This is a genomic window from Shewanella sp. NIFS-20-20 (assembly GCF_019209865.1).
In the GTDB taxonomy this organism is placed as follows: domain Bacteria; phylum Pseudomonadota; class Gammaproteobacteria; order Enterobacterales; family Shewanellaceae; genus Shewanella.
On record NZ_JAHUTT010000022.1, the window covers coordinates 1 to 25,563 of the forward strand.

24 protein-coding genes are annotated in these 25,563 nt (G+C 47.6%); 19 read left to right on the plus strand and 5 right to left on the minus strand.

Going from position 1 to position 25,563, the window contains the following annotated elements; all coding sequences use genetic code 11:
- Positions 1 to 158 precede the first annotated feature (158 nt).
- The gene (locus KU855_RS08820; RefSeq protein WP_218529930.1) at positions 159 to 1,445 is read right to left on the minus strand and encodes a citrate synthase; all 1,287 of its coding nucleotides are present in this window, start codon (positions 1,443 to 1,445) and stop codon (positions 159 to 161) included.
- Positions 1,446 to 1,896: 451 nt separating this feature from the next.
- Between KU855_RS08820 and sdhC the strand changes: the two genes are divergently transcribed.
- The 11 genes from sdhC to KU855_RS08875 all read left to right on the plus strand — a co-directional run bounded on the left by sdhC (position 1,897) and on the right by KU855_RS08875 (position 14,009).
- Positions 1,897 to 2,292 carry a succinate dehydrogenase, cytochrome b556 subunit gene (sdhC, locus tag KU855_RS08825; RefSeq protein ID WP_218529966.1) on the plus strand — a complete coding sequence of 132 codons (396 nt, stop codon included), beginning with the start codon at positions 1,897 to 1,899 and terminating at the stop codon, positions 2,290 to 2,292.
- Positions 2,286 to 2,633: a succinate dehydrogenase, hydrophobic membrane anchor protein gene (sdhD, locus tag KU855_RS08830; protein WP_218529931.1), complete on the plus strand. Its 348-nt coding sequence runs from the start codon at positions 2,286 to 2,288 to the stop codon at positions 2,631 to 2,633. Before sdhC ends, sdhD begins: the two co-directional genes overlap by 7 nt.
- Positions 2,634 to 4,400, plus strand: coding sequence for a succinate dehydrogenase flavoprotein subunit (sdhA, locus tag KU855_RS08835; protein WP_218529932.1), 1,767 nt, complete (start codon positions 2,634 to 2,636; stop codon positions 4,398 to 4,400).
- Positions 4,401 to 4,412: 12 nt separating this feature from the next.
- Complete coding sequence (locus tag KU855_RS08840) at positions 4,413 to 5,120, plus strand: succinate dehydrogenase iron-sulfur subunit (protein ID WP_218529933.1); 708 nt, start codon at positions 4,413 to 4,415, stop codon at positions 5,118 to 5,120.
- A gap of 307 nt (positions 5,121 to 5,427) precedes the next feature.
- Positions 5,428 to 8,250, plus strand: a complete 2,823-nt coding sequence (gene sucA, locus KU855_RS08845; protein WP_218529934.1) for a 2-oxoglutarate dehydrogenase E1 component — start codon at positions 5,428 to 5,430, stop codon at positions 8,248 to 8,250.
- A gap of 30 nt (positions 8,251 to 8,280) precedes the next feature.
- Positions 8,281 to 9,474, plus strand: a complete 1,194-nt coding sequence (gene odhB, locus KU855_RS08850) for a 2-oxoglutarate dehydrogenase complex dihydrolipoyllysine-residue succinyltransferase (protein ID WP_218529935.1) — start codon at positions 8,281 to 8,283, stop codon at positions 9,472 to 9,474.
- 94 nt (positions 9,475 to 9,568) lie between these two features.
- On the plus strand, positions 9,569 to 10,735 hold the full coding sequence (gene sucC / locus KU855_RS08855) for an ADP-forming succinate--CoA ligase subunit beta (protein ID WP_218529936.1): 1,167 nt from the start codon (positions 9,569 to 9,571) through the stop codon (positions 10,733 to 10,735).
- A complete protein-coding gene (sucD, locus tag KU855_RS08860; RefSeq protein WP_218529937.1) occupies positions 10,735 to 11,607 on the plus strand; it encodes a succinate--CoA ligase subunit alpha in 873 nt (290 codons plus the stop codon). Before sucC ends, sucD begins: the two co-directional genes overlap by 1 nt.
- A 66-nt stretch (positions 11,608 to 11,673) precedes the next feature.
- On the plus strand, positions 11,674 to 12,573 hold the full coding sequence (locus KU855_RS08865; RefSeq protein WP_218529938.1) for an AEC family transporter: 900 nt from the start codon (positions 11,674 to 11,676) through the stop codon (positions 12,571 to 12,573).
- A 15-nt stretch (positions 12,574 to 12,588) separates the two neighbouring features.
- Positions 12,589 to 13,104 (plus strand): GNAT family N-acetyltransferase, encoded by a 516-nt coding sequence (locus KU855_RS08870; RefSeq protein WP_218529939.1) that lies wholly within the window; start codon positions 12,589 to 12,591, stop codon positions 13,102 to 13,104.
- 344 nt (positions 13,105 to 13,448) lie between these two features.
- Complete coding sequence (locus KU855_RS08875) at positions 13,449 to 14,009, plus strand: hypothetical protein (protein ID WP_218529940.1); 561 nt, start codon at positions 13,449 to 13,451, stop codon at positions 14,007 to 14,009.
- A gap of 142 nt (positions 14,010 to 14,151) precedes the next feature.
- On the opposite strand, the gene fur is transcribed toward KU855_RS08875, so the two are convergent.
- Positions 14,152 to 14,583: a ferric iron uptake transcriptional regulator gene (gene fur, locus KU855_RS08880; RefSeq protein WP_218529941.1), complete on the minus strand. Its 432-nt coding sequence runs from the start codon at positions 14,581 to 14,583 to the stop codon at positions 14,152 to 14,154.
- Between the two features lie 236 nt (positions 14,584 to 14,819).
- Here fur and cobB point away from each other — a divergent pair, with 236 nt between their 5' ends.
- The 5 genes from cobB (at position 14,820) to gltS (ending at position 19,055) form a co-directional block, all read left to right on the plus strand.
- Complete coding sequence (cobB, locus tag KU855_RS08885; protein WP_218529942.1) at positions 14,820 to 15,548, plus strand: Sir2 family NAD+-dependent deacetylase; 729 nt, start codon at positions 14,820 to 14,822, stop codon at positions 15,546 to 15,548.
- A 27-nt stretch (positions 15,549 to 15,575) separates the two neighbouring features.
- Positions 15,576 to 16,064 carry an AAA family ATPase gene (locus KU855_RS08890; RefSeq protein WP_218529943.1) on the plus strand — a complete coding sequence of 163 codons (489 nt, stop codon included), beginning with the start codon at positions 15,576 to 15,578 and terminating at the stop codon, positions 16,062 to 16,064.
- A gap of 92 nt (positions 16,065 to 16,156) precedes the next feature.
- Positions 16,157 to 16,531, plus strand: a complete 375-nt coding sequence (locus KU855_RS08895; protein ID WP_218529944.1) for a VOC family protein — start codon at positions 16,157 to 16,159, stop codon at positions 16,529 to 16,531.
- Between the two features lie 211 nt (positions 16,532 to 16,742).
- The gene (locus KU855_RS08900; RefSeq protein ID WP_218529945.1) at positions 16,743 to 17,354 is read left to right on the plus strand and encodes a hypothetical protein; all 612 of its coding nucleotides are present in this window, start codon (positions 16,743 to 16,745) and stop codon (positions 17,352 to 17,354) included.
- A 474-nt stretch (positions 17,355 to 17,828) separates the two neighbouring features.
- Positions 17,829 to 19,055 carry a sodium/glutamate symporter gene (gene gltS / locus KU855_RS08905; protein ID WP_218529946.1) on the plus strand — a complete coding sequence of 409 codons (1,227 nt, stop codon included), beginning with the start codon at positions 17,829 to 17,831 and terminating at the stop codon, positions 19,053 to 19,055.
- 83 nt (positions 19,056 to 19,138) lie between these two features.
- Here gltS and KU855_RS08910 read toward each other — a convergent pair whose 3' ends face one another.
- The 3 genes from KU855_RS08910 to KU855_RS08920 all read right to left on the minus strand — a co-directional run bounded on the left by KU855_RS08910 (position 19,139) and on the right by KU855_RS08920 (position 21,800).
- Complete coding sequence (locus KU855_RS08910) at positions 19,139 to 20,395, minus strand: Y-family DNA polymerase (protein WP_218529947.1); 1,257 nt, start codon at positions 20,393 to 20,395, stop codon at positions 19,139 to 19,141.
- Positions 20,383 to 20,787: a translesion error-prone DNA polymerase V autoproteolytic subunit gene (locus KU855_RS08915; protein ID WP_218529967.1), complete on the minus strand. Its 405-nt coding sequence runs from the start codon at positions 20,785 to 20,787 to the stop codon at positions 20,383 to 20,385. The genes KU855_RS08910 and KU855_RS08915 overlap by 13 nt, the downstream gene beginning before the upstream one ends.
- A 116-nt stretch (positions 20,788 to 20,903) precedes the next feature.
- Positions 20,904 to 21,800, minus strand: a complete 897-nt coding sequence (locus KU855_RS08920; protein ID WP_218529948.1) for a hypothetical protein — start codon at positions 21,798 to 21,800, stop codon at positions 20,904 to 20,906.
- A gap of 208 nt (positions 21,801 to 22,008) precedes the next feature.
- On the opposite strand from KU855_RS08920, the gene traF reads away from it, so the two are divergent.
- The 3 genes from traF (at position 22,009) to KU855_RS08935 (ending at position 25,424) form a co-directional block, all read left to right on the plus strand.
- Positions 22,009 to 23,202, plus strand: coding sequence for a conjugal transfer protein TraF (gene traF, locus KU855_RS08925; protein ID WP_218529949.1), 1,194 nt, complete (start codon positions 22,009 to 22,011; stop codon positions 23,200 to 23,202).
- 243 nt (positions 23,203 to 23,445) lie between these two features.
- Positions 23,446 to 23,832, plus strand: coding sequence for a DUF3192 domain-containing protein (locus tag KU855_RS08930; protein WP_218529950.1), 387 nt, complete (start codon positions 23,446 to 23,448; stop codon positions 23,830 to 23,832).
- A gap of 287 nt (positions 23,833 to 24,119) precedes the next feature.
- Complete coding sequence (locus KU855_RS08935; RefSeq protein ID WP_218529951.1) at positions 24,120 to 25,424, plus strand: coproporphyrinogen III oxidase family protein; 1,305 nt, start codon at positions 24,120 to 24,122, stop codon at positions 25,422 to 25,424.
- The last annotated feature ends 139 nt before the right edge of the window (positions 25,425 to 25,563 follow it).

The window sequence follows — 25,563 nt, forward strand, 5'->3', positions numbered from 1 at the left end:
ATTGATATGAGTACGCGCCAAAGCTTCTGAAAGTTGCATAAAAAAATCCGATGACAAGGGGTCATCGGATTTTGATCCTTTCAGTGAGATCGTCAAGCGATCTGTCTTAACTGATCGGCATTACGCCCTAGGGCGCTTTTTTTCATTCAAGCCGACGACTAGCGTTTATCTAAATCGATAAACTCACGCTCGTCTTTACCGGTATATAGCTGGCGTGGACGGCTGATCTTATGGCCTGGTTGGTCGAGCATTTCTTTCCAGTGCGCAATCCAGCCAACTGTGCGAGACAGGGCGAAGATCACGGTAAACATACTGGTTGGAATGCCCATGGCTTTCATGATGATGCCTGAGTAGAAATCGACGTTCGGGTACAATTTCTTCGAAACAAAGTACTCATCTTCAAGAGCGATACGTTCAAGTTCCATGGCAACATCAAGCAATGGGTCGTTGAGTTTAAGCTCGTCAAGCACTTCATGACAGGTATCACGCATCACGGTTGCACGTGGGTCAAAGTTCTTGTACACCCGGTGACCAAAGCCCATCAATCTGAACGGATCATCCTTGTCTTTTGCGCGAGCAATGTATTCAGGAATACGGTCAACAGAACCAATTTCTTCAAGCATGTTTAAACAGGCTTCATTGGCGCCGCCGTGAGCAGGGCCCCAAAGCGAGGCGATACCAGCGGCAATACATGCAAATGGATTAGCGCCTGATGAACCTGCTAAACGCACCGTTGAGGTAGATGCATTTTGCTCGTGATCCGCGTGGAGGACAAAAATTCTATCCATGGCGCGTTCAATGATGGGGTTGACCTTATATTCTTCACAAGGCACAGCAAACATCATCGACAAGAAGTTACCGGCATAGCTTAAATCATTACGTGGATACACGAATGGTTGGCCAACATGATACTTGTAGCACATGGCCGCAATGGTCGGCATTTTTGAAATTAAGCGATATGCGGCGATGCGGCGATGCTTAGGATCATTAACATCTAATGAATCCTGATAAAACGCCGACAAGGCACCGGTCACACCACACAGCATGGCCATAGGGTGTGCATCGCGTCTAAATCCTCTGAAGAAGAAAGAGATTTGCTCATGCACCATCGTATGGGTTTTAACTGTATGGGCAAAGTCTTCCGACTGCGCTCGTGTTGGTAACTCACCGTAGAGCAACAGGTAACAGACATCGAGATAGCTCGACTCAGTTGCCAATTGCGATATCGGATAACCTCTGTGGGTTAGTACTCCTAAGTCGCCGTCGATATAGGTGATTGCTGATTCGCAGGAGGCTGTTGCGAGAAAACCTGGATCGAAGGTGAAATACCCCTTAGATCCCAGCTTGCTGATGTCGATGACATCAAAGCCAGCAGTTCCATGTTTCACTGGAAGTTCAATTGATTCATTTCCAGGTAATTCCAATTTGGCTTTTAAATCAGCCATACCCCGTTCTCCTTACTAACTTCATTCTTATATTGAGTGCGGCATGTCAAACGCTTATTACTTTACAGTTAATCTAGTTCACATTTCAATTTAAATAAGTGTTTAAATTTGTTAGACCTTGGTATAGCAAAGGCGATAATGTCGATCGCAATAAGCGATTATCAGCATTCATCGCAGCTAAGTGGTCATTTTTGTTAATTATTCATAATGTGATGTTTGTATTTGACATTTCCCAAGAGTATACTTTGTTCACCTGTTAGGGTTGCAAACTACTCCATTTAAATATCATTTTCTTCACATTGTGAGCGAATGCGTTTTGAATAGGTAATCCGTTTGTTTAAAATCTTCGTATGGAGTGAAGCAGCCAAACAAGTATTAACATCAAAACTTGATGTTAATACTGGCCTGTGTGTCGATACTCTGTGTGAATTCGAATAAGAAAAATTGCTCAATGGAGCTGAGTGAGCAGAACGTGAAAAACCAAAGACCCGTCAATTTAGATTTGCAGACTATTCGCTTTCCAGCGACTGCTATTGCGTCAATCGTGCACCGTATCTCCGGTGTGATCATGCTTTTTGCCATTGCGATATTGCTTTACTTGCTTAATGCATCCCTTGCATCGAGCCAAAGTTTTGCTGAAGTTCAAGCATGGTTTAGCTCACCTGTCGTCAAGTTTGTCATTTGGGGTACGCTTACCGCGCTCGGTTACCATCTGCTGGCAGGTATTCGTCATCTGGTTATGGATACTGGCCGTTGGGAAGAGCTGGACTCAGGTGCCGCTTCTGCCAAAGCCGTGTTCGTTTTGGCAGCGATATTATCAGTGTTAGCAGGAGCATGGTTATGGTAACAAACGCCGCAAGTTTTGGTCGCAGTGGCGTCCATGATTTCATCATGATCCGCGCCAGCGCGGTGATATTAGCCAGTTATGCGTTATTCATCGTAGGCTTTTTAGCTTTATCATCCCCATTAACTTTCGAAGTATGGCAAGGGCTGTTTGCGACTTTGCCAATGAAAATTTATACCTTGGTGGCCTTAGTCGCCTTATTAATCCATGCCTGGATTGGTACATGGCAAGTGTTAACAGATTACATTAAGTCTGTGGCGCTGCGCGGGGTATTGCAATTTGTGTTTGTCGTGGCTGCATTTTCTTATTTAGCCGCAGGCTTAATCATAGTATGGGGTGTCTAAGTGAGTATTCCAGTTCGTGAATTTGATGCCGTGGTGATCGGCGCAGGTGGCGCGGGGATGCGCGCTGCTCTGCAGATTTCCAAAGAGGGTAAGAGCTGTGCGCTGTTATCTAAAGTCTTTCCTACGCGTTCTCATACCGTGTCAGCTCAAGGTGGCATTACTGTTGCCTTAGGTAATGCTCACGAAGATCATTGGGAACAGCACATGTACGATACCGTTAAAGGTTCCGATTTTATCGGTGATCAAGACGCTATCGAATTTATGTGTCAAACCGGCCCTGAAGCCATTATTGAACTTGAGCACATGGGCTTGCCTTTCTCTCGGTTCGATAACGGTACCATTTATCAGCGTCCTTTTGGTGGCCAATCTCGCAACTTCGGTGGCGAACAAGCCGCTCGTACCGCCGCGGCAGCAGACCGTACTGGTCACGCCTTATTGCATTGTTTGTATCAGCAAAACGTCAAACACAAAACTGACGTTTACTCCGAATGGTATGCACTGGATCTGGTGAAAAATGCTGATGGTGTCATCGTTGGTTGTACTGCCATCGAAATCGAAACCGGTGAAATAGTCTATTTCAAAGCGAAAGCCACCATCCTCGCAACCGGCGGTGCTGGGCGTATCTATGCCTCGACCACCAATGCGCACATTAACACCGGTGATGGTGTGGGTATGGCGATGCGTGCTGGTGTCCAGATGCAAGACATGGAAATGTGGCAATTCCACCCAACCGGTATTGCTGGTGCGGGTGTGCTGGTGACCGAAGGTTGTCGTGGTGAAGGTGGTTACCTGCTGAATAAAGACGGTGAGCGCTTTATGGAGCGTTATGCTCCCAATGCCAAAGATTTAGCCTCACGCGACGTGGTGGCACGTTCGATGATGACTGAAATCCGTGAAGGTCGTGGTTTAGATGGTCCTTTAGGTCCTCACTGTTTACTTAAACTGGATCACTTAGGCAAAGAAACCTTAGAGGCGCGTTTGCCAGGGGTATGTGAATTATCTCGTACCTTCGCTCATATTGATCCGGCCGACGGTCCTATCCCTGTACTGCCGACTTGTCACTATATGATGGGTGGCTTACCGACGAAAGTCAGCGGTCAAGTGATCCGCAAGAATGACGATGGCAGTGAGCAAGATGTCGTAGGGTTATTTGCTGTGGGTGAAATTGCCTGTGTATCCGTGCACGGCGCCAACCGTTTAGGCGGTAACTCACTGCTAGATTTAGTGGTCTTTGGTCGCGCAGCAGGTCAGCATTTAGGTAAGGCTTTGGATGCGACAGCCGATCCTAAAGATGCCACTGAAGCAGAAATTAACGCTTCATTAGATCGCTTAAATCGTTGGGAAAACAACCAAGACGGCGAAGATCCTGCCCAAATCCGTAAAGATTTACAGTTGTGTATGCAATTGAACTTCTCGGTATTTCGCAGTGGTGATGCCATGGCTGAAGGCTTGGTTGAACTCAAGAAGATCCGTGAGCGGTTAAATAATGCCAAGTTGTCTGATAACTCGCGTGAATTCAATACCCAACGGATTGAGTGCTTAGAGTTAGATAACCTGATGGCGACAGCGATTGCCACCGCTTATGCGGCTAACTATCGTACTGAGAGTCGCGGGGCACACTCACGTGAAGATTACCTTGAGCGTGATGACGATAACTGGTTGTGTCATAGCTTGTTTGATCCGCAAACAGAGCAAATGACTCGACGTGAAGTCAACATGTCACCGGTACATCGGGAAGCTTTCCCACCGAAGAAGCGTACGTACTAAGGAGCGGTCAGGATGAAATTGGAATTTTCCATATATAGATACAATCCTGATGTGGATACTAAGCCACATATGCAGGATTTCAGCCTTGAAGTGGATGAAGGCTCGGATATGATGGTGCTCGATGCCTTGTTAAAGTTAAAAGAACAAGACTCGACCTTAGTGTTCCGACGTTCATGCCGTGAGGGTGTCTGTGGTTCTGACGGCCTCAATATGAATGGCAAAAACGGCTTGGCCTGCATCACACCAGTGTCAACCTTTAAGGGTAAGAAAATCATTATCCGTCCCTTGCCTGGCATGCCAGTGGTGCGCGATTTAGTGGTAGATTTAACCCAGTTCTACAAGCAATACGAGAAGATCAAACCGTACCTCATTAACGATGGCCAAAAGCCTGCGCGTGAGAATCTGCAATCGCCTGAAGAACGTGAGCATTTAGACGGTTTGTATGAATGTATCATGTGTGCTTGTTGTTCTACCGCTTGCCCATCGTTTTGGTGGAACCCAGATAAGTTTGTCGGTCCAAGTGGCTTGTTACACGCTTATCGCTTCCTCATTGATAGCCGTGATACGGCTACCGATGAACGCTTAGCGGAACTGGATGATGCTTATAGCGTATTCCGCTGTCATGGCATCATGAATTGTGTGGATGTATGTCCTAAAGGATTAAATCCGACTAAGGCCATCGGTCATATCAAATCTATGTTGCTCCAACGGGCGGTTTAGATGCAAGATATTGAGCTAACAACTATAATTACCTAGCTCTTTGAGAGTCATCGTCGTTGTGGCGATGACTCTTTTATGTAATTAAAGACAGTCTGCCGTAAATCTGGATGTCGGGGCGGCAAACACAGGGCAAGTTATAGCAACTCACCCGAATACTTATGGCTAAGCACGTGTATGCACCTAATGCACAAGCACTGGCCGGATTGGTTAGACAGGACATGAATGTTTCCATGGACACAATGACCTTACTAAGCAAGACACCGGAACCGCGCTTGTCGTAGAGGGTCAAAGTTTGAAAGGAATAGCAATGCACCAAGGCGTCATGAAAGCCTGGCTCGACTCATCTCATTTAAGTGGTGCCAACAGCACTTATATTGAGGCGATGTATGAAGCCTACCAAGAAGACCCCCAATCAGTGTCTGATGATTGGCGAGCGGTTTTTGACCAGCTCCCCGCGGTCAACGGTACCGGCCAAGCTGGTCCTGAAGTTTCTCACTCAAAAATGCGAGAGTATTTTAAATCACTGGCCCAAGAACGTCGGGTGGGTGGTGGCAGTATGGTGTCTGATCCGCAATTAGATGCTAAGCAAGTTAAAGTACTGCAGTTAATCAATGCCCATCGCTTCCGTGGTCATCAAAATGCCAATCTCGATCCCCTCGGCTTATGGAATCGTGAACCAGTCAAAGAGCTGGATCCGCAATTCCATGGGTTAGAGTTCGACGATATGGAGCGCAGCTTCAATACGGGTTCATTCGCCCATGGTGGCGAAACCATGCTATTGAAAGATTTAGTGGCTGCCTTGAAAAAAACTTACTGCGGAACCATTGGTGCGGAATATATGCATATTACCGATACCGATGAGAAGCGTTGGTTGCAGCAGCGCCTCGAGCCCAGTTTAGCTCGTGATAATCTCGATGTGGCGACCAAAACTCGTATTCTTCAAGGCTTGAACGCCGCTGAAGGTATGGAAAAATATTTAGGGGCTAAGTTCCCAGGCGCCAAGCGTTTCTCACTGGAAGGTGGTGATGCATTAGTGCCTATGATGCGCGAAATTTTATATCGCGCCGGCGAGTCTGGCACCAAGGAAATCGTGGTGGGTATGGCTCACCGTGGCCGCCTGAATGTGTTAGTTAACGTGTTAGGTAAACGGCCTGCCGAGTTATTTGACGAGTTTGCTGGTAAGCATAATGACACCTTGGGTAGTGGTGATGTTAAATATCATCAAGGCTTCTCCGCCGATTTTGCGACCCCGGGAGGCGATGTCCATTTAGCGTTAGCCTTTAACCCCTCGCATTTAGAAATTGTCAATCCTGTGGTGATGGGCTCGGTACGTGCTCGTCAAGATCGTCGCGGTTGTACTGATGGCAAGCAAGTCATGCCAATCACAATCCACGGTGATTCGGCCATTACTGGTCAAGGCATAGTTCAAGAGACATTTAATATGTCTCAAACCCGTGGTTTTACCGTCGGTGGCAGTATCCGCATCGTCATTAACAACCAAGTGGGCTTCACCACCTCAAACCATCATGATGTGCGTTCAACGGAATACTGTACCGATATCGCTAAGATGGTGCAGGCACCGATTTTCCACGTCAATGCCGATGACCCCGAGGCCGTGGCATTTATCGCTAAGTTAGCGGTGGATTACCGCAATGAATTTAAGCGGGATGTCGTGATTGATTTGGTGTGTTATCGTCGCCATGGCCATAACGAAGCCGACGAGCCGAGTGCCACTCAGCCGCTGATGTATGCCAAAATCAAGAAGCATCCGACCCCGCGTAAATTGTATGCCGACAAGTTAATTGCCGAGCAAACCTTAGCCGCAGACGCTGTCACCGCCATGATCAATGATTATCGTGATGCGCTAGATCATGGGGATTGCGTGGTGCCAGAATGGCGACCTATGACCATTCAGAATGCCGATTGGACCCCTTACATTGGTAATGATTGGGATGTGGCGTTCACCTCCCAATATAATTTGGACAAATTAAAAGCGTTAGCCTTAAGCATTAGTGATGTCCCCAGCAGTCATCCACTGCAATCGCGAGTCGATAAAATTTATAACGATCGTCGTGCGATGGCTAATGGTGAGAAACTGCTCGATTGGGGTTTTGCTGAAACCTTAGCGTACGCCACTATTTTGACCTCGGGTAATCGTGTCCGCTTAACCGGACAAGACTCTGGCCGTGGCACCTTCTTCCATCGCCATGCGGTTTTACATAACCAGAAAGATGCCAGTACTTATTTGCCGCTGCGTCACTTGAGTGAAAATCAAGGGGCAATCAATATTACCGATTCGGTGTTATCAGAAGCCTCGGTATTAGCGTTTGAGTATGGTTATGCCACCGCTGAACCGACAGGATTAACCATTTGGGAAGCGCAGTTTGGTGATTTCGTTAACTGTGCTCAGGTAGTGATTGACCAGTTCTTATCGTCAGGCGAGCAAAAGTGGGGCCGTTTATGTGGCTTAACTATGTTATTGCCTCACGGTTATGAAGGCCAAGGCCCTGAGCATTCCAGTGCCCGTCTTGAGCGCTTCTTGCAGTTGTGTGCCAATCACAATATGCAAGTGTGTGTGCCCTCTACGCCGGCGCAGGTTTACCATATGTTACGCCGTCAGGTGGTCCGTCCGATGCGACGTCCACTGGTGGTGATGTCTCCTAAGTCATTGCTGCGTCATCCTATGGCGGTGTCATCGCTGGAAGAACTTGCTGAAGGTCACTTCCAGAATGTAATTGGTGAAATTGACGAGTTGGATGCAAGCAAAGTGGATCGCGTGGTGTTCTGTAGCGGTAAAGTCTACTTTGAGTTGCTCGAACGTCGCCGCAAAGAGCAAGCCAATAATGTGGCCATTATTCGTATCGAGCAGCTGTATCCGTTCCCGCACGATGACATTCTGGCGGAGTTAGAAAGCTACAGTCACGTTACCGACTATGTATGGTGCCAAGAAGAACCTCAAAATCAGGGCGCTTGGTACTGTAGCCAACATCACTTCTGGGCTGCGATACCTGCCGGTGCCAAGTTGACCTATGCGGGTCGTGAAGCGTCTGCGGCGCCTGCCTGTGGTTATCCCGAATTGCATGCGCGACAGCAAGAAGCCTTAGTCGTCAGTGCGTTGAAGTTATCGTAATTGCCAAATTTTTAAAAAGGATAAGCTTGCATGAGTATTGAAATTAAAGTCCCGGTCCTGCCGGAATCAGTCGCTGACGCTACCATTGCCACTTGGCATGTTCAGCCAGGAGAGAGCGTGAGCCGTGATCAACACTTAGTTGATATCGAAACCGATAAAGTCGTATTAGAAGTGGTTGCTCCAGAAGACGGTCAGTTGTCTGAGTTATTGGCGCAAGAAGGCGACACCGTTTTGGGCCAACAAGTCATTGCTAATTTCGTGGCTGGGGTAGTGGCCGGTCAAGAAGTGACTAAAGAGCAAGCTCAAGCTCCAGCTGCCACAGAGTCAGCCGTTGCTGAAGGTGATAGCAATGATGCCTTAAGCCCATCGGTACGTCGTTTAATTGGTGAACACTCATTGAACGCAGCTGACATTAAAGGCACGGGTGTGGGCGGGCGTATTACTAAGGAAGATGTTGAAGCTTTCATTAAGAAAGCGCCAGCCTCTGCCTCAGCCGCCGCGGCGCCAGTCACGCCATTAGGTGAGCGCAGTGAAAAGCGCGTGCCGATGACGCGTCTGCGCAAAACCATTGCCAGCCGTCTGCTAGAAGCCAAACATTCTACGGCCATGTTAACGACCTTCAACGAAGTCAATATGAAGCCGATTATGGACATTCGTAAACAGTACCAAGAGGTGTTTGAAAAGCGTCACGGTATTCGTTTAGGCTTTATGTCTTTCTATATCAAAGCCGTGACCGAAGCCTTGAAGCGCTATCCGGAAGTGAATGCTTCTATTGATGGCGATACCATTGTTTATCACAACTATTTTGATGTCAGCATCGCGGTTTCAACTCCGCGTGGTTTGGTGACACCTGTGTTGCGTGATTGCGATAGCATGAGCTTAGCAGAAATTGAAAAGGCGGTTCGTGAGCTGGCAATTAAAGGCCGCGATGGTAAGTTGACGGTTGAAGACATGACTGGCGGTAACTTTACTGTCACTAATGGTGGGGTATTTGGCTCCTTGATGTCGACCCCAATTTTAAATCTGCCACAAAGCGCTATCTTAGGCATGCATGCCATTAAAGATAGACCGATGGCGGTGAATGGTCAGGTAGAAATTTTACCTATGATGTACCTAGCGCTGTCATATGACCACCGTATCATTGATGGCCGTGAATCTGTGGGCTTCTTGGTAACCATTAAGGAATTCCTCGAAGACCCGACTCGCTTGTTGCTGGATCTGTAAGATCCACAGCGCTCCCGTCGCCTTGCGGCGGGGATCTCGTGATCACTCGTTAACGAGTGATTGGAACTGATAAGAAGTATATGGATAGAGCATCATGAATTTGCATGAGTATCAGGCTAAAGCCCTGTTTGCCGAGTACGGCCTGCCAGTTTCTGAGGGGGTAGCGTGTGACACTCCTCAGCAAGCAGTTGAAGCAGCAAGTCACATTGGTGGCAACCTGTGGGTAGTTAAGTGTCAAGTACATGCGGGTGGTCGCGGTAAGGCTGGTGGCGTAAAAGTGACTGGCGATAAAGAAGAAATCCGCGCATTCGCTGAGCATTGGTTAGGTCGCAACTTAGTGACTTACCAAACCGATGAAGGCGGTCAGCCGGTCGCTAAAATTCTGGTTGAAAGCTGCACTGATATCGCGAATGAACTGTATCTAGGGGCTGTGGTTGATCGCGCGACCCGTCGTGTGGTGTTTATGGCCTCAACCGAAGGCGGCGTGGAAATTGAGAAGGTGGCGGAAGAGACCCCTGAACTGATCCACAAAGCCATCATAGATCCCTTGGTGGGCCCCCAAGCTTACCAAGCCCGTGATCTTGGCTTTAAGCTGGGCTTAAACCCAGTGCAAATGAAGCAGTTCACCAAAATCTTTATGGGTCTGGCCGATATGTTCAGCCGTTATGATTTCGCATTATTGGAAATCAACCCCTTGGTCATTACCACAGATGGCAACCTGCACTGTTTAGATGGCAAAATTGGTATCGATGGTAACGCACTGTTCCGTCAACCAAAAATCCGCGATATGCACGACCCATCACAAGATGATGCCCGTGAAGCGCACGCGGCTAAGTTTGAACTTAACTATGTGGCGTTAGACGGTAATGTGGGTTGTATGGTCAATGGTGCTGGTCTGGCCATGGGAACCATGGATATCGTTAACCTGCATGGTGGCAAACCTGCTAACTTCTTAGATGTTGGCGGCGGTGCGACCAAAGAGCGCGTGGCGGAAGCCTTTAAGATCATCTTGTCTGACGCCAATGTTAAAGCTGTACTGGTTAACATTTTTGGTGGGATTGTCCGTTGTGACATGATCGCCGAAGGTATTATCGGTGCCGTTAAAGAAGTGGGCGTGAAAGTGCCGGTGGTTGTTCGTTTAGAAGGGACCAATGCCGAATTAGGCCGTGGCGTTCTGGATGAATCGGGTCTTGATATCATTGCAGCTACCAGTCTGACTGACGCAGCTGAGCAAGTTGTAAAAGCTGCGGAGGGCAAATAATGTCTGTTTTAATCAATAAAGATACCAAGGTGATTTGTCAGGGGTTCACTGGCGGTCAAGGGACGTTCCACTCTGAGCAAGCCATCGCTTATGGCACTCAGATGGTGGGTGGTGTTTCTCCTGGTAAAGGTGGTCAAACTCACTTAGGTCTGCCGGTATTTAATACCGTTAAAGACGCCGTGGCAGCCACAGGTGCGACCGCGTCGGTGATTTATGTACCGGCGCCATTTTGTAAAGATGCTATCTTAGAAGCCATTGATTCCGGTATTGAAATCATCGTTTGTATTACTGAGGGGATCCCGACCTTAGACATGCTCGATGTTAAAGTGAAATTGGAAGAAACCGGCGTACGTATGATTGGCCCTAACTGTCCGGGCGTGATCACACCGGGCGAATGTAAAATTGGTATTATGCCAGGCCACATTCATATGGCAGGTAAAGTCGGGATTGTGTCGCGTTCAGGCACCCTGACTTACGAAGCGGTGAAGCAGACGACCGACGAAGGCTTTGGTCAATCGACCTGTGTGGGTATTGGTGGTGATCCTATCCCAGGCACTAACTTTATTGACGTATTGGAAATGTTCCAAAACGATCCGCAAACTGAAGCCATTGTGATGATTGGTGAAATTGGTGGTACTGCCGAAGAAGAAGCGGCAGCTTACATCAAAGCCAATGTCACTAAGCCAGTGGTGTCATACATTGCTGGTGTGACTGCACCTGCAGGTAAGCGCATGGGCCATGCGGGTGCGATTATTGCTGGCGGTAAAGGCACCGCAGCTGACAAGTTTGCTGCTTTAGAAGCGGCTGGCGTTACCACAGTTCGTTCACTTGCTGATATTGGCAAGGCGCTGCGCGAACGCACGGGTTGGTAACACTGACTTGACTATCAGGCGCCTTCGGGCGCCTTTTTTATTGCGTCATCTTGGACCTCATTTGTCATGTCCGTTGTGAGTATTATTTTACCGTTATTAATGATTGCCTTGCTGGGCTATGGCAGTAGCCGCAGCCAATGGCTGAGTCGAGAGCAGATTAACGGTATTAGCCAATTTGCTTTTTATTTGTGTATTCCCGCATTGTTGGTGAGCACCCTATGGCAGGTGCCATTATCGGCAAGTTTACAGCTCCCAGTGCTACTGAGCTTTTATGTGCCAGTGGTCAGTTGCTTTGCGGCGGTATTGCTCTTTTGTCATGGCTGGTTAAAGCGGCCTTGGTCTAAAAGCGCCGTGCTCGCCCTCAGCGCTAGCTACTCCAATAGCCTGTTGGTCGGCTTACCCGTGATTATTGCGGCATTTGGTCAGACTCAAATGGCCCGAGTGTTTTTAATTATTCCATTTCACAGCGCCATTTTGTTTGGACTCACCTTTGCATTAAGTGGGCAAGGTGATCGGCGCCAATACCTAAAAGATACCTTGCTTAATCCTGTGGTCACCAGCATTGCTATCGGCTTGCTGGCGAATGCGCTCAATATCCCATTACCGTCTTGGCTTGGGGATCCATTGGCGATGCTAGCCGCGCCGGCGATCACCTGCGCACTCTTTGTCCTCGGGGCTAACTTACATTACTACCGCCTCACGACAAGTTGGGCGCCTGCTATTGGCTTATCTATGGTGAAACTATTACTGTTACCCGCCATGGTCTTTGTTTGTGGGCATGGCTTTGGCTTGAGTGAACTTGATATTGCCTTGACTGTGCTGCTGGCGGCATCGCCACTGGGGGTGAATGCCTACTTAATTGCGGTCAAGCTTAATCAAGATGCTGATATCACGGCCAGTAGTGTGGTGATTTCCAGTGGTTTATCTGTGCTGACTGTGGCATCTTGGTTGACCCTACTGACTTAACGAGGAGCCTAAGCCATGCTAGTGACCACCACCGAGCGTCTGATCATCCGTCAATTTACAGAGGATGATATTGAAGCCTTGTTTATGATGAATTCCCGCACCGAAATGTTGACGTATATTCCGACGGTGCCTTTTACTGAATTGAGCCAGGCGGAATCGTTACTCAAGCATGTGGTGTTTGCTGATTATAAAAAACATGGCTTTGGCCGCTGGGCGGTAGCGCATAAGGTCAGTGGGGAAGTTATCGGTTTTTGTGGTCCTAAGTATCTGCCAGATTTAGATAAAATAGAAATTGGCTACCGCTATTTCCCCGAATGCTGGGGGCAGGGGCTTGGTACTGAGGCGGCTCGCGCCGTGATTGATATTTGTTACCCCAATTTTAAAATTAATGAAATTATTGCCTTAATTTTGGCGGGCAATATTGGCTCTGAGCAGGTGGCGAAACGTATTGGTATGCACTGGCAACAAGAGCAAGAGTTTATGGGCTATCAAGTCAATCAGTATTATAAGCGGTTACAGCCATCGACCTAAGGCTGGCTTGCGGTTATGGCGGTGACTTGGTCACGCGCGCTATCCAAGAACCATTCAATGCCCCGTCATTGCCCCGGCGTTGCTAAGGGATAAGTGCCGCACTTAGTGCGCTGCTAGTGGGGGCTTTGCCCGGTGGCCGCTTCAATATTGGCCGTTAGATCCTGAGCCTAGCGCTGCGCACTCGCGACCGTTTCCCTTTATTGTTATTGCCTGCACCTCAAATCGTTCAGTATTAGCCTAGTAAATATTAGCTAACACTGATCTGCATCACAGACAGCCTACCTTTTCGCCACTACAATTCGCGCCCTTTTAAATTCAGATATATTCACCAAGAAATGATGCGAATGGCAGTTTTTCTACTGGTGACAGGGATAGTTTTTGCCAGTGTGCACTTTAAAGTGTTAGGTTCCGAGGATAAACCGCGAGCGAGTGCTCCCTTGCCTAATGTGATCGCCACTGCGGCCATGGATCAGCAAGCTTTGACGATATTGGCCGGTTTTTCACCTAATCGCCGTGAAGAGCAAGCCCGCGCCGTGATGTGTGATGGCACTCAAGTGTCACCCACCCGATGCAATAATCACAGCTGTACCTTTGAGCTCGATACCAGCCAAGTTAAGTTTGTGGTTCACACTCATGTGAAATGCAACAACCCTAACAAGGCCGTGGCGCGGTTGATCACTAAAAGCCGGGAGCTGCCAGGCCCTGGAGATCATGTATTTTTGGAGTTAGGTCAGGCCCCGAATTACTTTAAAACCCCCAAGGGCAATGTGCGGGTGCTTGAATACCGCGACGGCGCGTATCGTTTGCGCACTGTGACGGGTGATGGTGCGCTAGAGCGTCAATGGCAACCCTTTGCGGGCGAGCCGTCAATCTCAGAAATCAATCGTGCCTTGCGCCAAAGCTGAGTCAGGCTTGAGCGGTCGGTGTGACCGTGAAGCTTAGCGTTATGTCTGCCATCGTCACTGCGGTTGCTGTGATGGCTTCTCGATCAAAAAAGCCCTAATGTTAGGGCTTTTTTGTGATGAGTCTTATGACAAGTGACTTGGCTTAGTCGTCGGCGTGCTCGCAATTATCGTTAGTGCAGACACCATATAAATATAAGCTGTGATTGGTGAGCTTTATATTATGCTTGGCAGCAATTTCATGTTGACGGCGCTCGATCATCTCATCTGAAAACTCAATCACTTTACCACAGGTTAGGCACACCAAGTGGTCATGATGATGTTGACTGGATAATTCAAATACGGCTTTACCGCTTTCAAAATGGTGACGGGTCACAATGCCGGCATCATCGAATTGGTTGAGTACACGATAGACGGTGGCTAAACCAATCTCTTCGCCAATTTCTAATAATTTTTTATAGAGATCTTCGGCACTGATGTGTTGATTTTCAGGTGCCTGCATTAATTCCAGGATCTTGACTCGTGGCAGGGTGATTTTCAGGCCCGCTTTTTTCAGCGCTAAATTTCCATCTGTCATTATAAATCTCTTGATTGCAGAACCTAAAAGGCTCATTTTTCATTTGTGGTAGCCATTATATGTGCTTGGTCAGTAAACTTAAACCTTTGTTAGTCTTTTATCCATGATTCCTTTGCGGATTGCTATCTTATTGAATGTTAAATTAAGATGTCCGACTTAGGTGGCATTGTACTGTAGCCATCAATGGCAGCATACTGCAACGTGAGCCTATATTTTTACTATCGAAGGAATGGCCTATGACCCAACGCATAGTGGTATTAACAGGAGCAGGGATCTCTGCTGAGTCCGGGGTAAAGACCTTTAGAGACGAAGATGGTTTATGGGAATCTCATCATATTGAAGAGGTGGCGACCCCTGAAGGCTATGCCGCTAATCCTACGCTGGTTGAAGCCTTTTACAATGCGCGCTGGCAGCAGCTTATCCAAGGGGATATTGCCGCGAATCCCGCCCATATCGCATTAGCTCTGCTGGAGCAGCATCAAGATTGTGAGTTAATGCTGGTGACGCAAAATATTGATAACTTGCACGAGCGTGGAGGCAGCAAAAGGGTACTGCATATGCATGGTGAGTTGGCTAAAGGTCGCTGTCCTCAGAGCCAGCAGACTTTTATCCTCAATGAAATCTTAGGCCCTGACAATGTGTGCACTTGTTGTATACCGGCGCAGAAATTGCGACCTCATGTGGTGTGGTTTGGGGAAATGCCCTTTGGCATGGACAGCATTCATCAGGCCTTGGCTCAGTGTGATCTCTTTATCGCGATTGGTACCTCAGGTTCTGTTTATCCTGCGGCAGGTTTTGTCGATCTCGCCAATCAAGTGGGGGCATTGACCCTCAATATTAATTTAGCGCCGCGCGATGATCACAGTGAATTCCAATATCACTGGCAAGGCAAGGCCAGTGAGTTAGTGCCGCAATTGGTCACTGATATTTTGGCTGGACATTCCGTAGCCCATAATCAATCATAGCTCATCTAATGTTATGACTCGAGCGTTATGCCTCTATCTGCTATCTCACCGCCATTGGCTGCCACGACAGCGCCACGGCTTGCCATTATTATGCGCGGTTTACCCGGCAGCGGTAAGTCGCATTGGATCGAGCAATTTATTGAGTCACAGCCGCCGCATGTGGCGACGGCTATTCGTCGTAATGGGTTATGTTCTACTGACAGCTTTTTTATGCGTGACGGGGTTTATCGGTTTGAACGCAGCAAGTTGGCTGAATATCATCAACGCAATCTCACTCAATTTATTTGGGCTTTAGCCAAACAGCAAGCCATTGTCATTTGTGATAATACCAACTTGGCCGCGTGGGAGTATATGGCTTACGATGCCGCGGCTCGTGCGCTGGGATACCAGGTTCGTTGCGTGTTGATAGGCGAGCCCAATGATAGCGCGCATCAAATCCTATGCGCTAACCGTAATCGTCATGGGGTTAGCTTGGGGGATATCCAGCGAATGGCGCGCCAGTTTCAAGCGGATTAGTTAACACCGTGTCGGACCATGGTGCCGGCCAGGTTCATTGGCTGGCACTGCTCGAGTGTCATTTTTGTTGGTTTACTTTGTTAAGGAAGATTATGTTTAGTCATGTGATGTTAGGCTGTAACGATATCAATTCATCAAAGGCGTTTTATGATGCTGTGCTCGGTGCATTGGGCATTGCTGCTGGGACAATCGATGCCCAAGGGCGTTGTTTTTATATGACCCCAGCGGGCATTTTTGCCATCACTCAACCGATTGATGGCAAACCAGCGGGTCATGGGAATGGCAGTACCATTGGCTTTCGCGCCAGCTCTGCTGAGCAAGTCGATGCTTGGCATGCGGCGGGCCTAGCCAACGGCGGGGTAAGTTGCGAAGACGCCCCTGGTACTCGAGAAAGCGGGGTCGGTCCGTTATATTTAGCTTATTTACGCGATCCTGCCGGTAATAAGATTTGCGCCTTATATCGTTAACGCGAAAGACTTATCGATAGATTGACTGACGGTGGTCTATCGATACCTTAGCCCCTGGCTTTTGATAATGTCCTGATTCGACATAGTTCCCCCGCTAATGTCAGGTGATACTTTTGGCTTGGCTATCTAGTTATTTTGTATCAATTATTTGTGGGTTTAACATTTATATGCTAGCGTGGCTGAGTGTTTTATAGTCAGCAAGGAGGCTGGTATGACCCTCAAATCCATCTTGTCTCAAGAAGAACTGGCTTGTATTAATGAGGTGTTTGCCATTTCTTCGGCCACTAATACTTCGATGGTGCCGATCTCGGTATCCATGGGCGATGTTCCGCTGAGTTTATCTTCGCTTTTTTCTCAAGCAAAGTTCACCCTTTTGGCCGAAATTGGTCAGTATAAATTGTGGTTCCCTTTGCAGTTGCAACTCGATGAATTGGGGCAGATCCAACCCAGTATTGGTATTCCTGAAGTTCTCGATACAAAGGGGGCTGAGCGCAGTTGGCGAATGACTCAAGCCGGTGAGTTGGTGGTGTATAGTGAGCGTCACCAAATTCCTTTAGAAGTGTTGTCTCTGTCTAACTCGGGTGTGGCTGTGCGTACTGTAGACGCAACCGACCGACAAGATGTGTTGGATTCACGATTGCTGCATTTATTGTTGCCCTCGGGTACGCGGTTGGATTTACCGGTCGAATCAGTACGTTCAGAGCAGGGCGTCACTGTGCTTAAGATTGCGCCTCATGGTGAACATGCGCACGCATTACGCCAATACTTGTTCCATTGTCATCAAACGCAGTTTGCCCATTTGTACCGTGAAGTCTCGGTGTAAGTGAACTCGGTTTGCACGGCGGTAGTTAGCCCTTGCTCGACTACCGTTGCCCGCCATTTTATTTGTTATCAAGTCGTTGGTTATCTAAGTATTTCTTTCGATGAGGTGTCTATTCTTCCACTCGTTGATCTTAATTTTGCGTAAACAATCTACACTCTAATGGATTGTTTGCCTTCTGACGGGCGGTTGGCGTTAGCGGTATTTGTTCATTTGCTACTATTTTTTTACCCGATTTAACATATGTTTCTGTTCGTTTTTCGATGTAGATCTGATTATTGCTCTATTAATTGTCATTCTGTTGGCTTTCATGTTTGCATAAGCGCCTCTTTAAAAGATTGGTTAAGTGTCGTGGGACGCACTACCCCGCAAGGGAGACCAAGACGTTAATGTAAATGAATTGTGATTAGGGATGTCATCGTTATTGGATCATTAAGGAGGATGAGATAGGAAAGATACCCAAAAAAGAGAGGAACTATGAGCCATGTTTATACCATTGGTGCACTTGAATCATTTATGATTGCTATCAGTGTGCTCTTTATCGGGCATCTAATTAAAGTTAAATTACCTTTTCTAAAAAAATTCAATATCCCAGAGCCCATCGTCGGCGGATTGGTGGTGGCGTGTATCATCACCGGATTGCATTTTAATCACATTGAATTGACCTTCGATTTGCCTTTGCAAAATACCTTTATGCTGATGTTTTTTGCCACGGTTGGCTTATCTGCTAATTACACCCAGTTGCTAAAAGGTGGCGCTAAGGTGTTTTTGTTTTTAGGCGTGGCCTCGTTATTTATTGTGATACAAAATGGCATTGGGGTATCGCTGGCAACGGCACTTGGGCTAGACCCTTTAATGGGGTTAATCGCAGGTTCCATTACACTATCAGGTGGCCATGGCACGGGGGCGGCGTGGGCTAAGACCCTTGAAGACGTCTATGGTTTACATAACACCTTAGAAATCGCCATGGCGTCGGCCACGTTTGGTCTGATCATTGGCGGTATTATTGGTAGCCCCGTCGCTCAGCGCTTGATTGATAAGCATCAGCTCGAATCCGAATATGGCAGCGCCGAACGCACCCGGACTAAACATCCTGAAGTGGTGACTTATAACGAGTACGAAGAAGATAAGGTCACGGCAAAAAAAGTCATCGAAGTGTTATTCATTTTACTGATCTGTATTAATGGGGCCAAATACTTAGAGCAGTGGGTGGGGAGTTTCGAGATTGCTTGGTTGACTATCCCTGATTTCGTCTATGCGTTATTTATGGGGGTGATCATCACCAATGTGTTTGAAGCGACTAAGCTGAAAACCATAGACACAGAGACCATTGATATTCTTGGCACTGTCTCCTTGTCCCTGTTTTTAGCCATGGCATTGATGAGCCTGAAATTGTGGAACATTTTTGATTTGGCGGTGCCATTTTTGATCATCTTGGCGGTGCAATCGGTTGCCATCGGTGTGTTTACTTATTTGGTGACCTTTAAAGTCATGGGTAGTCATTACGACGCGGCCGTGATCGCCGGTGGCCATTGTGGTTTTGGCCTTGGTGCCACGCCGACGGCGGTCATGAATATGGGCTCTGTTGTGAATCGCTATGGTCCTTCGCCGCAAGCCTTTATGGTGGTGCCAATTGTCGGCGCTTTCTTTATCGATATTGTTAACCTCATTATCCTGCAGACCTACTTATCCTTTTTGGTATAAGCCAAGAGCACCTGACGGCACCTGACGGCGTCGTCAGGGTGCCAGCGCTTTTTTAGGCCAATGGCGTGGGGCGGCCTAAGGTGTTAGCACTTGATGTGTGGAATATCTTGCCAGCGGGTAGTGTATTGAGGGCTGAGTAATTGTCGGCGCATTCCCCATTTAGGATGGATCCCTTGCGCCGCTAAAAATAAAGTATCAGTACCGTACCTGCCATTGACCCCATCAAATACCTTCATTAATGCTGGGTTGTTACTCGGGGGATTGAATAAATCTAATTGCAACTGGTGCTCATTGACGAGATCTAGCAGACCGACCCCAATTTTGTAGTAACGCACGCCAGGCTTAAACACCTGAGGGGCCGCATCAAACACGGCTTGAGTCATCTCAAGGCTGCACTGCGTCGGACAGGCGAAACGAAGGGTGCTTTGCAGGCTCACCGGCTGATCATCAAAGGGGGAGCTGGCGGCAAAAATGGTCATGACTTGGCATAATGAGCCTTGACGGCGAGCTTTGGTCGCCGCTATTCCGGTGTGCTTACATAGGGCTTGTCGCAGTTGATCGAGGGTAGTGATCCGCTCACCCATGCTACGGGTAGAATAAATTTGCTGTTTATCAGCCCTAGCGGCATCAAATTGTTTGCACTCTTCACCATTGAGTTCACGCACCGTACGTTCTATTTCAATACTGAACTGTTTTTTGGCGAGACCGGCAGGCATTTTTGCCAGTTGATCGGCGCTTTTGATGTTCATTAAGGCGAGCCGTTTGCTGGTTTGTCGGCCGATCCCCCAGACGTCTGCCGCGGCCATTTTTTGTAATATGCTGATGCGTTCATTGTCGTTATCAATCACACAAACACCTTGATAACCTTCGATTTTTTTTGCCGCGTGATTGGCTACTTTGGCCAAGGTTAACGTGGGACCAATGCCGACACAGACGGGTAAGCGGCACTCTTTCCAGACGGTACGCCGGATCTGTTGTCCCTGAGTGAGTAGGCAAGGGATCGCAGGGAAGCTACGCTTAAACGAAACAAAGGACTCATCAATCGAATAGATAAATTGCTCAGGAGCAAAACGACTGATCACTTGCATCATTTTTGCTGATAAATCACTGTAAAGTTCATAGTTAGAGGAAAGGGCAATGACCCCGTGTTGTTGGCAGAGATCCCGCACTTGAAAATAAGGGACAAACTTTTTAATCCCAGCATTAAGAGCCGCTCGATTCGCGGCGACAACACAGCCATCGTTATTGGATAACACTATGATGGCTTTATTGCGCCATGCGGGATTAAACACTTGCTCGGCGCTGCAATAAAAGGCATTGGCATCGATTAGTCCGTACATAAACGACACGGCCGATGACAACGAATTGAACGAGTGACCACGCCTTCAATTGAGAATTGGTCGTAATGATGGATCACCATCGGTTGGCATGCTTGATTGGCTGATAACAACATGCGCCTTTGTTTATCCAGTTGCTTGCAGACAAATTCGCCATTGAAGTTGGCAACGATGATATCGCCTTGTTGTGGACTGACGTGGCGATCAACAATCAAAATATCGTGATCAAAAATACCAAAGCCTTCCATAGAGTGACCCGCCGCCATACCGAGAAAGGTGGCACTTGGATGTTGAATGAGGAGCTCATCGAGTTTGAGACCCAATTGACGGTACTCTTCGGCAGGGCTTTCAAAACCAGTAATGCCCGCTCGGGCATAAATCGGAATAATCTTCACAATGCAAATACTGTTCATTTATACAGTATTAATAGTAGCATGTTAAAAATGAAGCACAAGCGCTGGCCTACTTGTTTGCTGTAATAAACAGCAAAGAAGTGAGGGGGACGGCGCGATTAGTGCTGAGATAGCACTGGCGTAATCTCGAGTTGGCCCTCGATAGTACGGGTGGTGGAAATGGTGGTGGTCATGCTACCTATGGTTTTACGAGTACGTTTGGTGACTGAATGCGAATACTGGCTGCTGCGCAGTTGATGCTCAGGCGTGAAATAATTGGTCACGCTCAACACGCCGTTATCGCTGGACTCAGAAAATGTTATGCGAAGTGGATCGGCTGCAAAGGTCCAGTGATGATCTGCCGCATCGAAAGTTTGAGCGGGTAATAAAGGTGCAATAGGCCGGACGAGCATCAAGGTAAACATGGGAATAATGTTGTTTTTATCGAATATTAAAGGGAGCTCATCTGCTGGCGAGTAAGGGTTATCGGCCAAGGTCAATGCCGCAATCGGCAGTTCAAAGGGCTGACTGAGTTGGAGGTCATTGCTGTTGCTGGCGTGGGAAGCTAGGGTAAACTGCAGGCCATTGATTTGCTTGAGGGCGATTAAGGCTTCACTTAATTCGTTATGGCCCTCTGCCGTTAAGTCGACCGCGAGATAGTCCAATTGACTAACCAAGCTTGCTTTGTCCATGGTGCTATCAAATTCAATGCTATGAGTGATTAAATCGAGCGCATAGCGCAGACTTTCTAATTCAAATCGATATTCACCATCGTGATGCACCATGATCCAGTCGCTATAGCTTTCAGCGATGCGCGGTTTGTTATTCATCATCTGAGGTAAATTGGCACGGCTGGAGCGAGTATGTTTTTGATACAGGGTTATGTGGTAGTCACCGTTAGCTAAGGGCGTTAACTCGATGGCCACAGGTTCGGCAACGACCTGAACCTGTTGGGGCGTATTGTCAGAGCATCCCTGCAATAGTATGGCCACTACCATGACTAGATAAACGCGCATTGTATCCTCTCCTCTATAGGCTATCTGTCCAAAATCCCGTGCCATGGTAGAGGGTTTGAGGATGAATGTTAACTAAATGTAGTCGGCATTTGCGAGAACCGAGCTAATTGTGATCTTAATCGCTTTTATCAGTTCTGGAGAACCCTAGGGGGATAAGCTGTTGTACATTAGTGGCATCATATTGAAAGAAAAGTAAAAATGGAGTTTTATGAAGTTACTACAATCGGCTGTTGCAGTGGTATTGGCATTAGGACCTGTGACGATGGCGGTCGCACAAATTGATGCCCGCAGTGTGGGAATGGCGGGTGCGGGGATTGCCAGTGGGGATTATACCCACGCCAATCTTAACCCGGCCTTGTTGACTCGATTTCAAGACGATGATGATTTATATGTTAAATTTTCACTGGGTGCCCATGCCAGTGATTATCAAGACACCATCGATCAAGTGGATGCCTTGCAACTGAGCCTAGATCAGTTTGAGTCCTTGGTAGCGAACCCCGATCTCAGCAACCCGCCAACGGCAGAAGCGCAGGCTTTGGTCGCCGATTTAAAAGCTCTCGATTCGAGCCAAATCGATGGTGAAGGTGGGCTGGATTTAGCGTTTTATCTCCCCTCCGACACCTTAGCCATCGGATTTAGCATGGGGGGCCAAGTATGGGCCAAGGGGGATTTTAGCTTTGCCAAGCAAGATGAAACCCTGATTAATAACGCCTTGACCACGGGCGAGTTTGATCAACAAAATATCCGCTCTGAAGGGCTTGCCCGTGCGGTGGTGGTGAGTGAGTTAGCGGTGAGTGTGGCGACTCAAGTCTCTTTGCCTGTGATTGGGAGTCTAGCGCTTGGTGTCACACCTAAGTTGCAACGGTTTGATAGCTATGTGTATCGAGCCAATATCAACAATTACGACAGTGATGATTATTTCGATGATCAATATATGACAGATACCACTGGCGCTAACCTTGATTTTGGGGTTCATGGCGCCGTCGGTCCGCTGCAAGTGGGCTTAGTGGCTCGTAATTTAATCGCGCATGAACTTGTTAATGTGGCCAACGAGCGTCTCCGTATAGAACCGACTGTAACGGCTGCCATTGCGATGCAAACCTTGGGATTTACTTTGGCGTTAGACATTGATTTGATTGAAGATAAATCATTCGTGCTCGACAATAATCCCGAGGCATTTATGCAACCACGTCAGTGGGCTCGTTTCGGTGCCGAGTTCGACCTTTTTGAACAAGTGCAGCTGCGAGGCGGCTACCGGACTGATATGACGGGTCACTACTCAGATGAATTTAGTGTCGGTATTGGCGCATCGCCGTTTGATGTGGTGACCTTAGATTTGGCTGCCCAGTTTGGTGGTGAGGATGCCATCGGCGCCGCATTACAACTTGGGGTTAAGTTCTAATCGCGATAGGGTACACCAATGGGCTCAGATGAGCCCATTGTTATGTCGTTAACTGTTAACAACCCAATGCAACTGATTGGTTAAATTTGTTAGCTATTGGTGAGATAGCTAATGCGAAAATATTGTTTTTTAATATTTATCATAAAAATCAGTATCTTAATTTCTGGCACTCTATTTGCTTTATCTGTCGATGAGTCATTCAGCCAACTGAATGGGATAGTTAATTCAATAAGGACGCTAATAATGAAAAAAACACGATTTCCACTGTTAACTGCCGTAGGTTTGAGTTTAGGGCTAAGCGGTTGTGTCATCAATTTGGGCGGAGATGAGTCAGGTTACGCCAGCGGCCAGTCATCCAGTTGGCAACAACAAGAACGTCAAAATCGAGACCATATTGCCAATTTATCACTTGGAGCGAGCCTTGAATCAGTCAAACAAAGCATGGGCTTAGCCGATTTTAGTGAGGCTTATCCTGACGGGGACAAGACAGTGGAAGTATTGTTTTATCGCACCCAAAGACGCCATGGTGATGACAAAACCACCATGGATGAGTGCACGCCCTTAGTGTTTAATAATGGTAAGTTAGTGGGATGGGGTAATACTGCCTATCATCAGGTGAAATCCATTTAACGTTAGCGCAGCCAAGCCCTTAATGGTGTGAGTGCTTGGCTGTAGCCATTCTAAGGTTTTCAGCGTGCGGATCTTGCGCCACCGTGACGGCAATGGCTTGCACATCAAATAGTTGATGAGATTTTGTTAATCTGTGCACTGGTTGGCAGATTAGATAATCGATGAAAATAAAACCAAAATCTTGGCGATAGACGACAGTTTCATCCGCGTAAATTGCTTACTCTGATAGCTTAATAATTGAGCCCACTTGATGGCTTAATATATTGAGTAGTCAGGGAATACTAATTATGCAAAGCTCATTTTCAGATCGCTTACTCTGGGGCGCTACCGATGCCCTTGACACTGTAATGGCACACAGTATTCGTCAGTCATTATCCCTAAAAGATTGCACTCGGCTTGAGCTCGAATATCAACATGACGTGCCATCCACCCCGATTGAAACCCTCTATATTCATATCCCTTTTTGTCATACGCTGTGCCGTTTTTGCTCGTTTCATAAGGTCAAATTTAATGACGCGTTAGCGCGAGACTATTTTACGGCACTAAGGGCAGAAATTCGGGCGGTTGTGGCTAAAGGTTATCGTTTTAATCGGGTGTATATCGGTGGCGGCACCACCACAATATTAGAGGATGAGTTGGTACATACCATTGAGCTCATCAAGAGCCTGACCGAGATCCGAGAGGTGTCTTGTGAGAGTGACCCCATCTATTTTAACGACGGTCATCCGCAGCGATTAGTCGGCTTAGTGGATCGGATGTCCATTGGGGTGCAAAGCTTTGAAGATAGGATCCTGAAAGCCACAGGGCGTTTTGAAAAATTTGGTTCGGGTCAGCAGCAAGCCGATTATGTGCTAAGGGCCATCGAGTTATTTCCCACCGTTAATCTCGACATGATGTACGGCTTTGCGGTGCAAACCCCAAGTTCTGTGGCGGCAGATCTCGCCCATACCTTGTCGTTACAGCCAGATCAAATCACCACGTACCCATTAACCACAGGGTTCGGCAAAAACCATAAAAAGGCCGGCTGCTTAGCCGGTGATCCGCATGCCTTATGGCCACAATTTATGGCGGTAAAACAGACCTTACAGCCGCATTACACCATGGAGTTTCCGTGGACATTTAGTCGTAACTTTGGCCCAGGCGTCGACAATAAATACGTGCTCGATGGTGAAGATTGTTTCGGCGTAGGCTCGGGCGCGTTCGGCCGTTTTGGTCAGCAGTTTAGGATTTCAAGTTTTACCATTGAGGACTATATTGCCATGATTAACCGCCAACAATCAGGCACCGGTTATGTCAAACATATTGATGCTAAAGCCTTAATGCAACATCAACTCATGCTCATGATGGGGCACGGTAAATTAGATAATCGCTTATTTAAGCAACATACTGGCAAAAGCTTATGGCAGGCGTTTCCCTTAGAGATGCTGTATTTGAAGGCCGCGGGTGCAATTAGCGCGCAAGGTCAAGATTACCTCACTACGGACAAGGGCCAATTTATCGCCCTAAAAATGTTCAGTGGCTTTTTATCAGGCATGGATTATTTACGCGAACAAGCGCGAGACTTGCCGCAATTATCTCAAACAAGGCTGTAGGGGCTGGGCGGCGGCGCTGATGGCTGCGACACCATCAGACTAGTGATGAATCAGTGCGGTAGTTATCCACTATGGTGCGATGCCGTTGCGCCCCCCCCATGTGGGTGGTTTTTTTTTGCGCGCAAAATGGGTAGGCTAT

What these genes read in the sequence shown, in the direction of transcription:
- KU855_RS08820 (WP_218529930.1), bottom strand. Translation starts at nt 1,445, where the DNA reads ATGGCTGATTTAAAAGCCAAATTGGAATTACCTGGAAATGAATCAATT.
- sdhC (WP_218529966.1), top strand. Translation starts at nt 1,897, where the DNA reads ATGGAGCTGAGTGAGCAGAACGTGAAAAACCAAAGACCCGTCAATTTA.
- sdhD (WP_218529931.1), top strand. Translation starts at nt 2,286, where the DNA reads ATGGTAACAAACGCCGCAAGTTTTGGTCGCAGTGGCGTCCATGATTTC.
- KU855_RS08840 (WP_218529933.1), top strand. Translation starts at nt 4,413, where the DNA reads ATGAAATTGGAATTTTCCATATATAGATACAATCCTGATGTGGATACT.
- sucA (WP_218529934.1), top strand. Translation starts at nt 5,428, where the DNA reads ATGCACCAAGGCGTCATGAAAGCCTGGCTCGACTCATCTCATTTAAGT.
- odhB (WP_218529935.1), top strand. Translation starts at nt 8,281, where the DNA reads ATGAGTATTGAAATTAAAGTCCCGGTCCTGCCGGAATCAGTCGCTGAC.
- sucC (WP_218529936.1), top strand. Translation starts at nt 9,569, where the DNA reads ATGAATTTGCATGAGTATCAGGCTAAAGCCCTGTTTGCCGAGTACGGC.
- sucD (WP_218529937.1), top strand. Translation starts at nt 10,735, where the DNA reads ATGTCTGTTTTAATCAATAAAGATACCAAGGTGATTTGTCAGGGGTTC.
- KU855_RS08865 (WP_218529938.1), top strand. Translation starts at nt 11,674, where the DNA reads ATGTCCGTTGTGAGTATTATTTTACCGTTATTAATGATTGCCTTGCTG.
- KU855_RS08870 (WP_218529939.1), top strand. Translation starts at nt 12,589, where the DNA reads ATGCTAGTGACCACCACCGAGCGTCTGATCATCCGTCAATTTACAGAG.
- KU855_RS08875 (WP_218529940.1), top strand. Translation starts at nt 13,449, where the DNA reads ATGGCAGTTTTTCTACTGGTGACAGGGATAGTTTTTGCCAGTGTGCAC.
- fur (WP_218529941.1), bottom strand. Translation starts at nt 14,583, where the DNA reads ATGACAGATGGAAATTTAGCGCTGAAAAAAGCGGGCCTGAAAATCACC.
- cobB (WP_218529942.1), top strand. Translation starts at nt 14,820, where the DNA reads ATGACCCAACGCATAGTGGTATTAACAGGAGCAGGGATCTCTGCTGAG.
- KU855_RS08890 (WP_218529943.1), top strand. Translation starts at nt 15,576, where the DNA reads ATGCCTCTATCTGCTATCTCACCGCCATTGGCTGCCACGACAGCGCCA.
- KU855_RS08895 (WP_218529944.1), top strand. Translation starts at nt 16,157, where the DNA reads ATGTTTAGTCATGTGATGTTAGGCTGTAACGATATCAATTCATCAAAG.
- KU855_RS08900 (WP_218529945.1), top strand. Translation starts at nt 16,743, where the DNA reads ATGACCCTCAAATCCATCTTGTCTCAAGAAGAACTGGCTTGTATTAAT.
- gltS (WP_218529946.1), top strand. Translation starts at nt 17,829, where the DNA reads ATGAGCCATGTTTATACCATTGGTGCACTTGAATCATTTATGATTGCT.
- KU855_RS08910 (WP_218529947.1), bottom strand. Translation starts at nt 20,395, where the DNA reads ATGTACGGACTAATCGATGCCAATGCCTTTTATTGCAGCGCCGAGCAA.
- KU855_RS08920 (WP_218529948.1), bottom strand. Translation starts at nt 21,800, where the DNA reads ATGCGCGTTTATCTAGTCATGGTAGTGGCCATACTATTGCAGGGATGC.
- traF (WP_218529949.1), top strand. Translation starts at nt 22,009, where the DNA reads ATGAAGTTACTACAATCGGCTGTTGCAGTGGTATTGGCATTAGGACCT.
- KU855_RS08930 (WP_218529950.1), top strand. Translation starts at nt 23,446, where the DNA reads ATGAAAAAAACACGATTTCCACTGTTAACTGCCGTAGGTTTGAGTTTA.
- KU855_RS08935 (WP_218529951.1), top strand. Translation starts at nt 24,120, where the DNA reads ATGCAAAGCTCATTTTCAGATCGCTTACTCTGGGGCGCTACCGATGCC.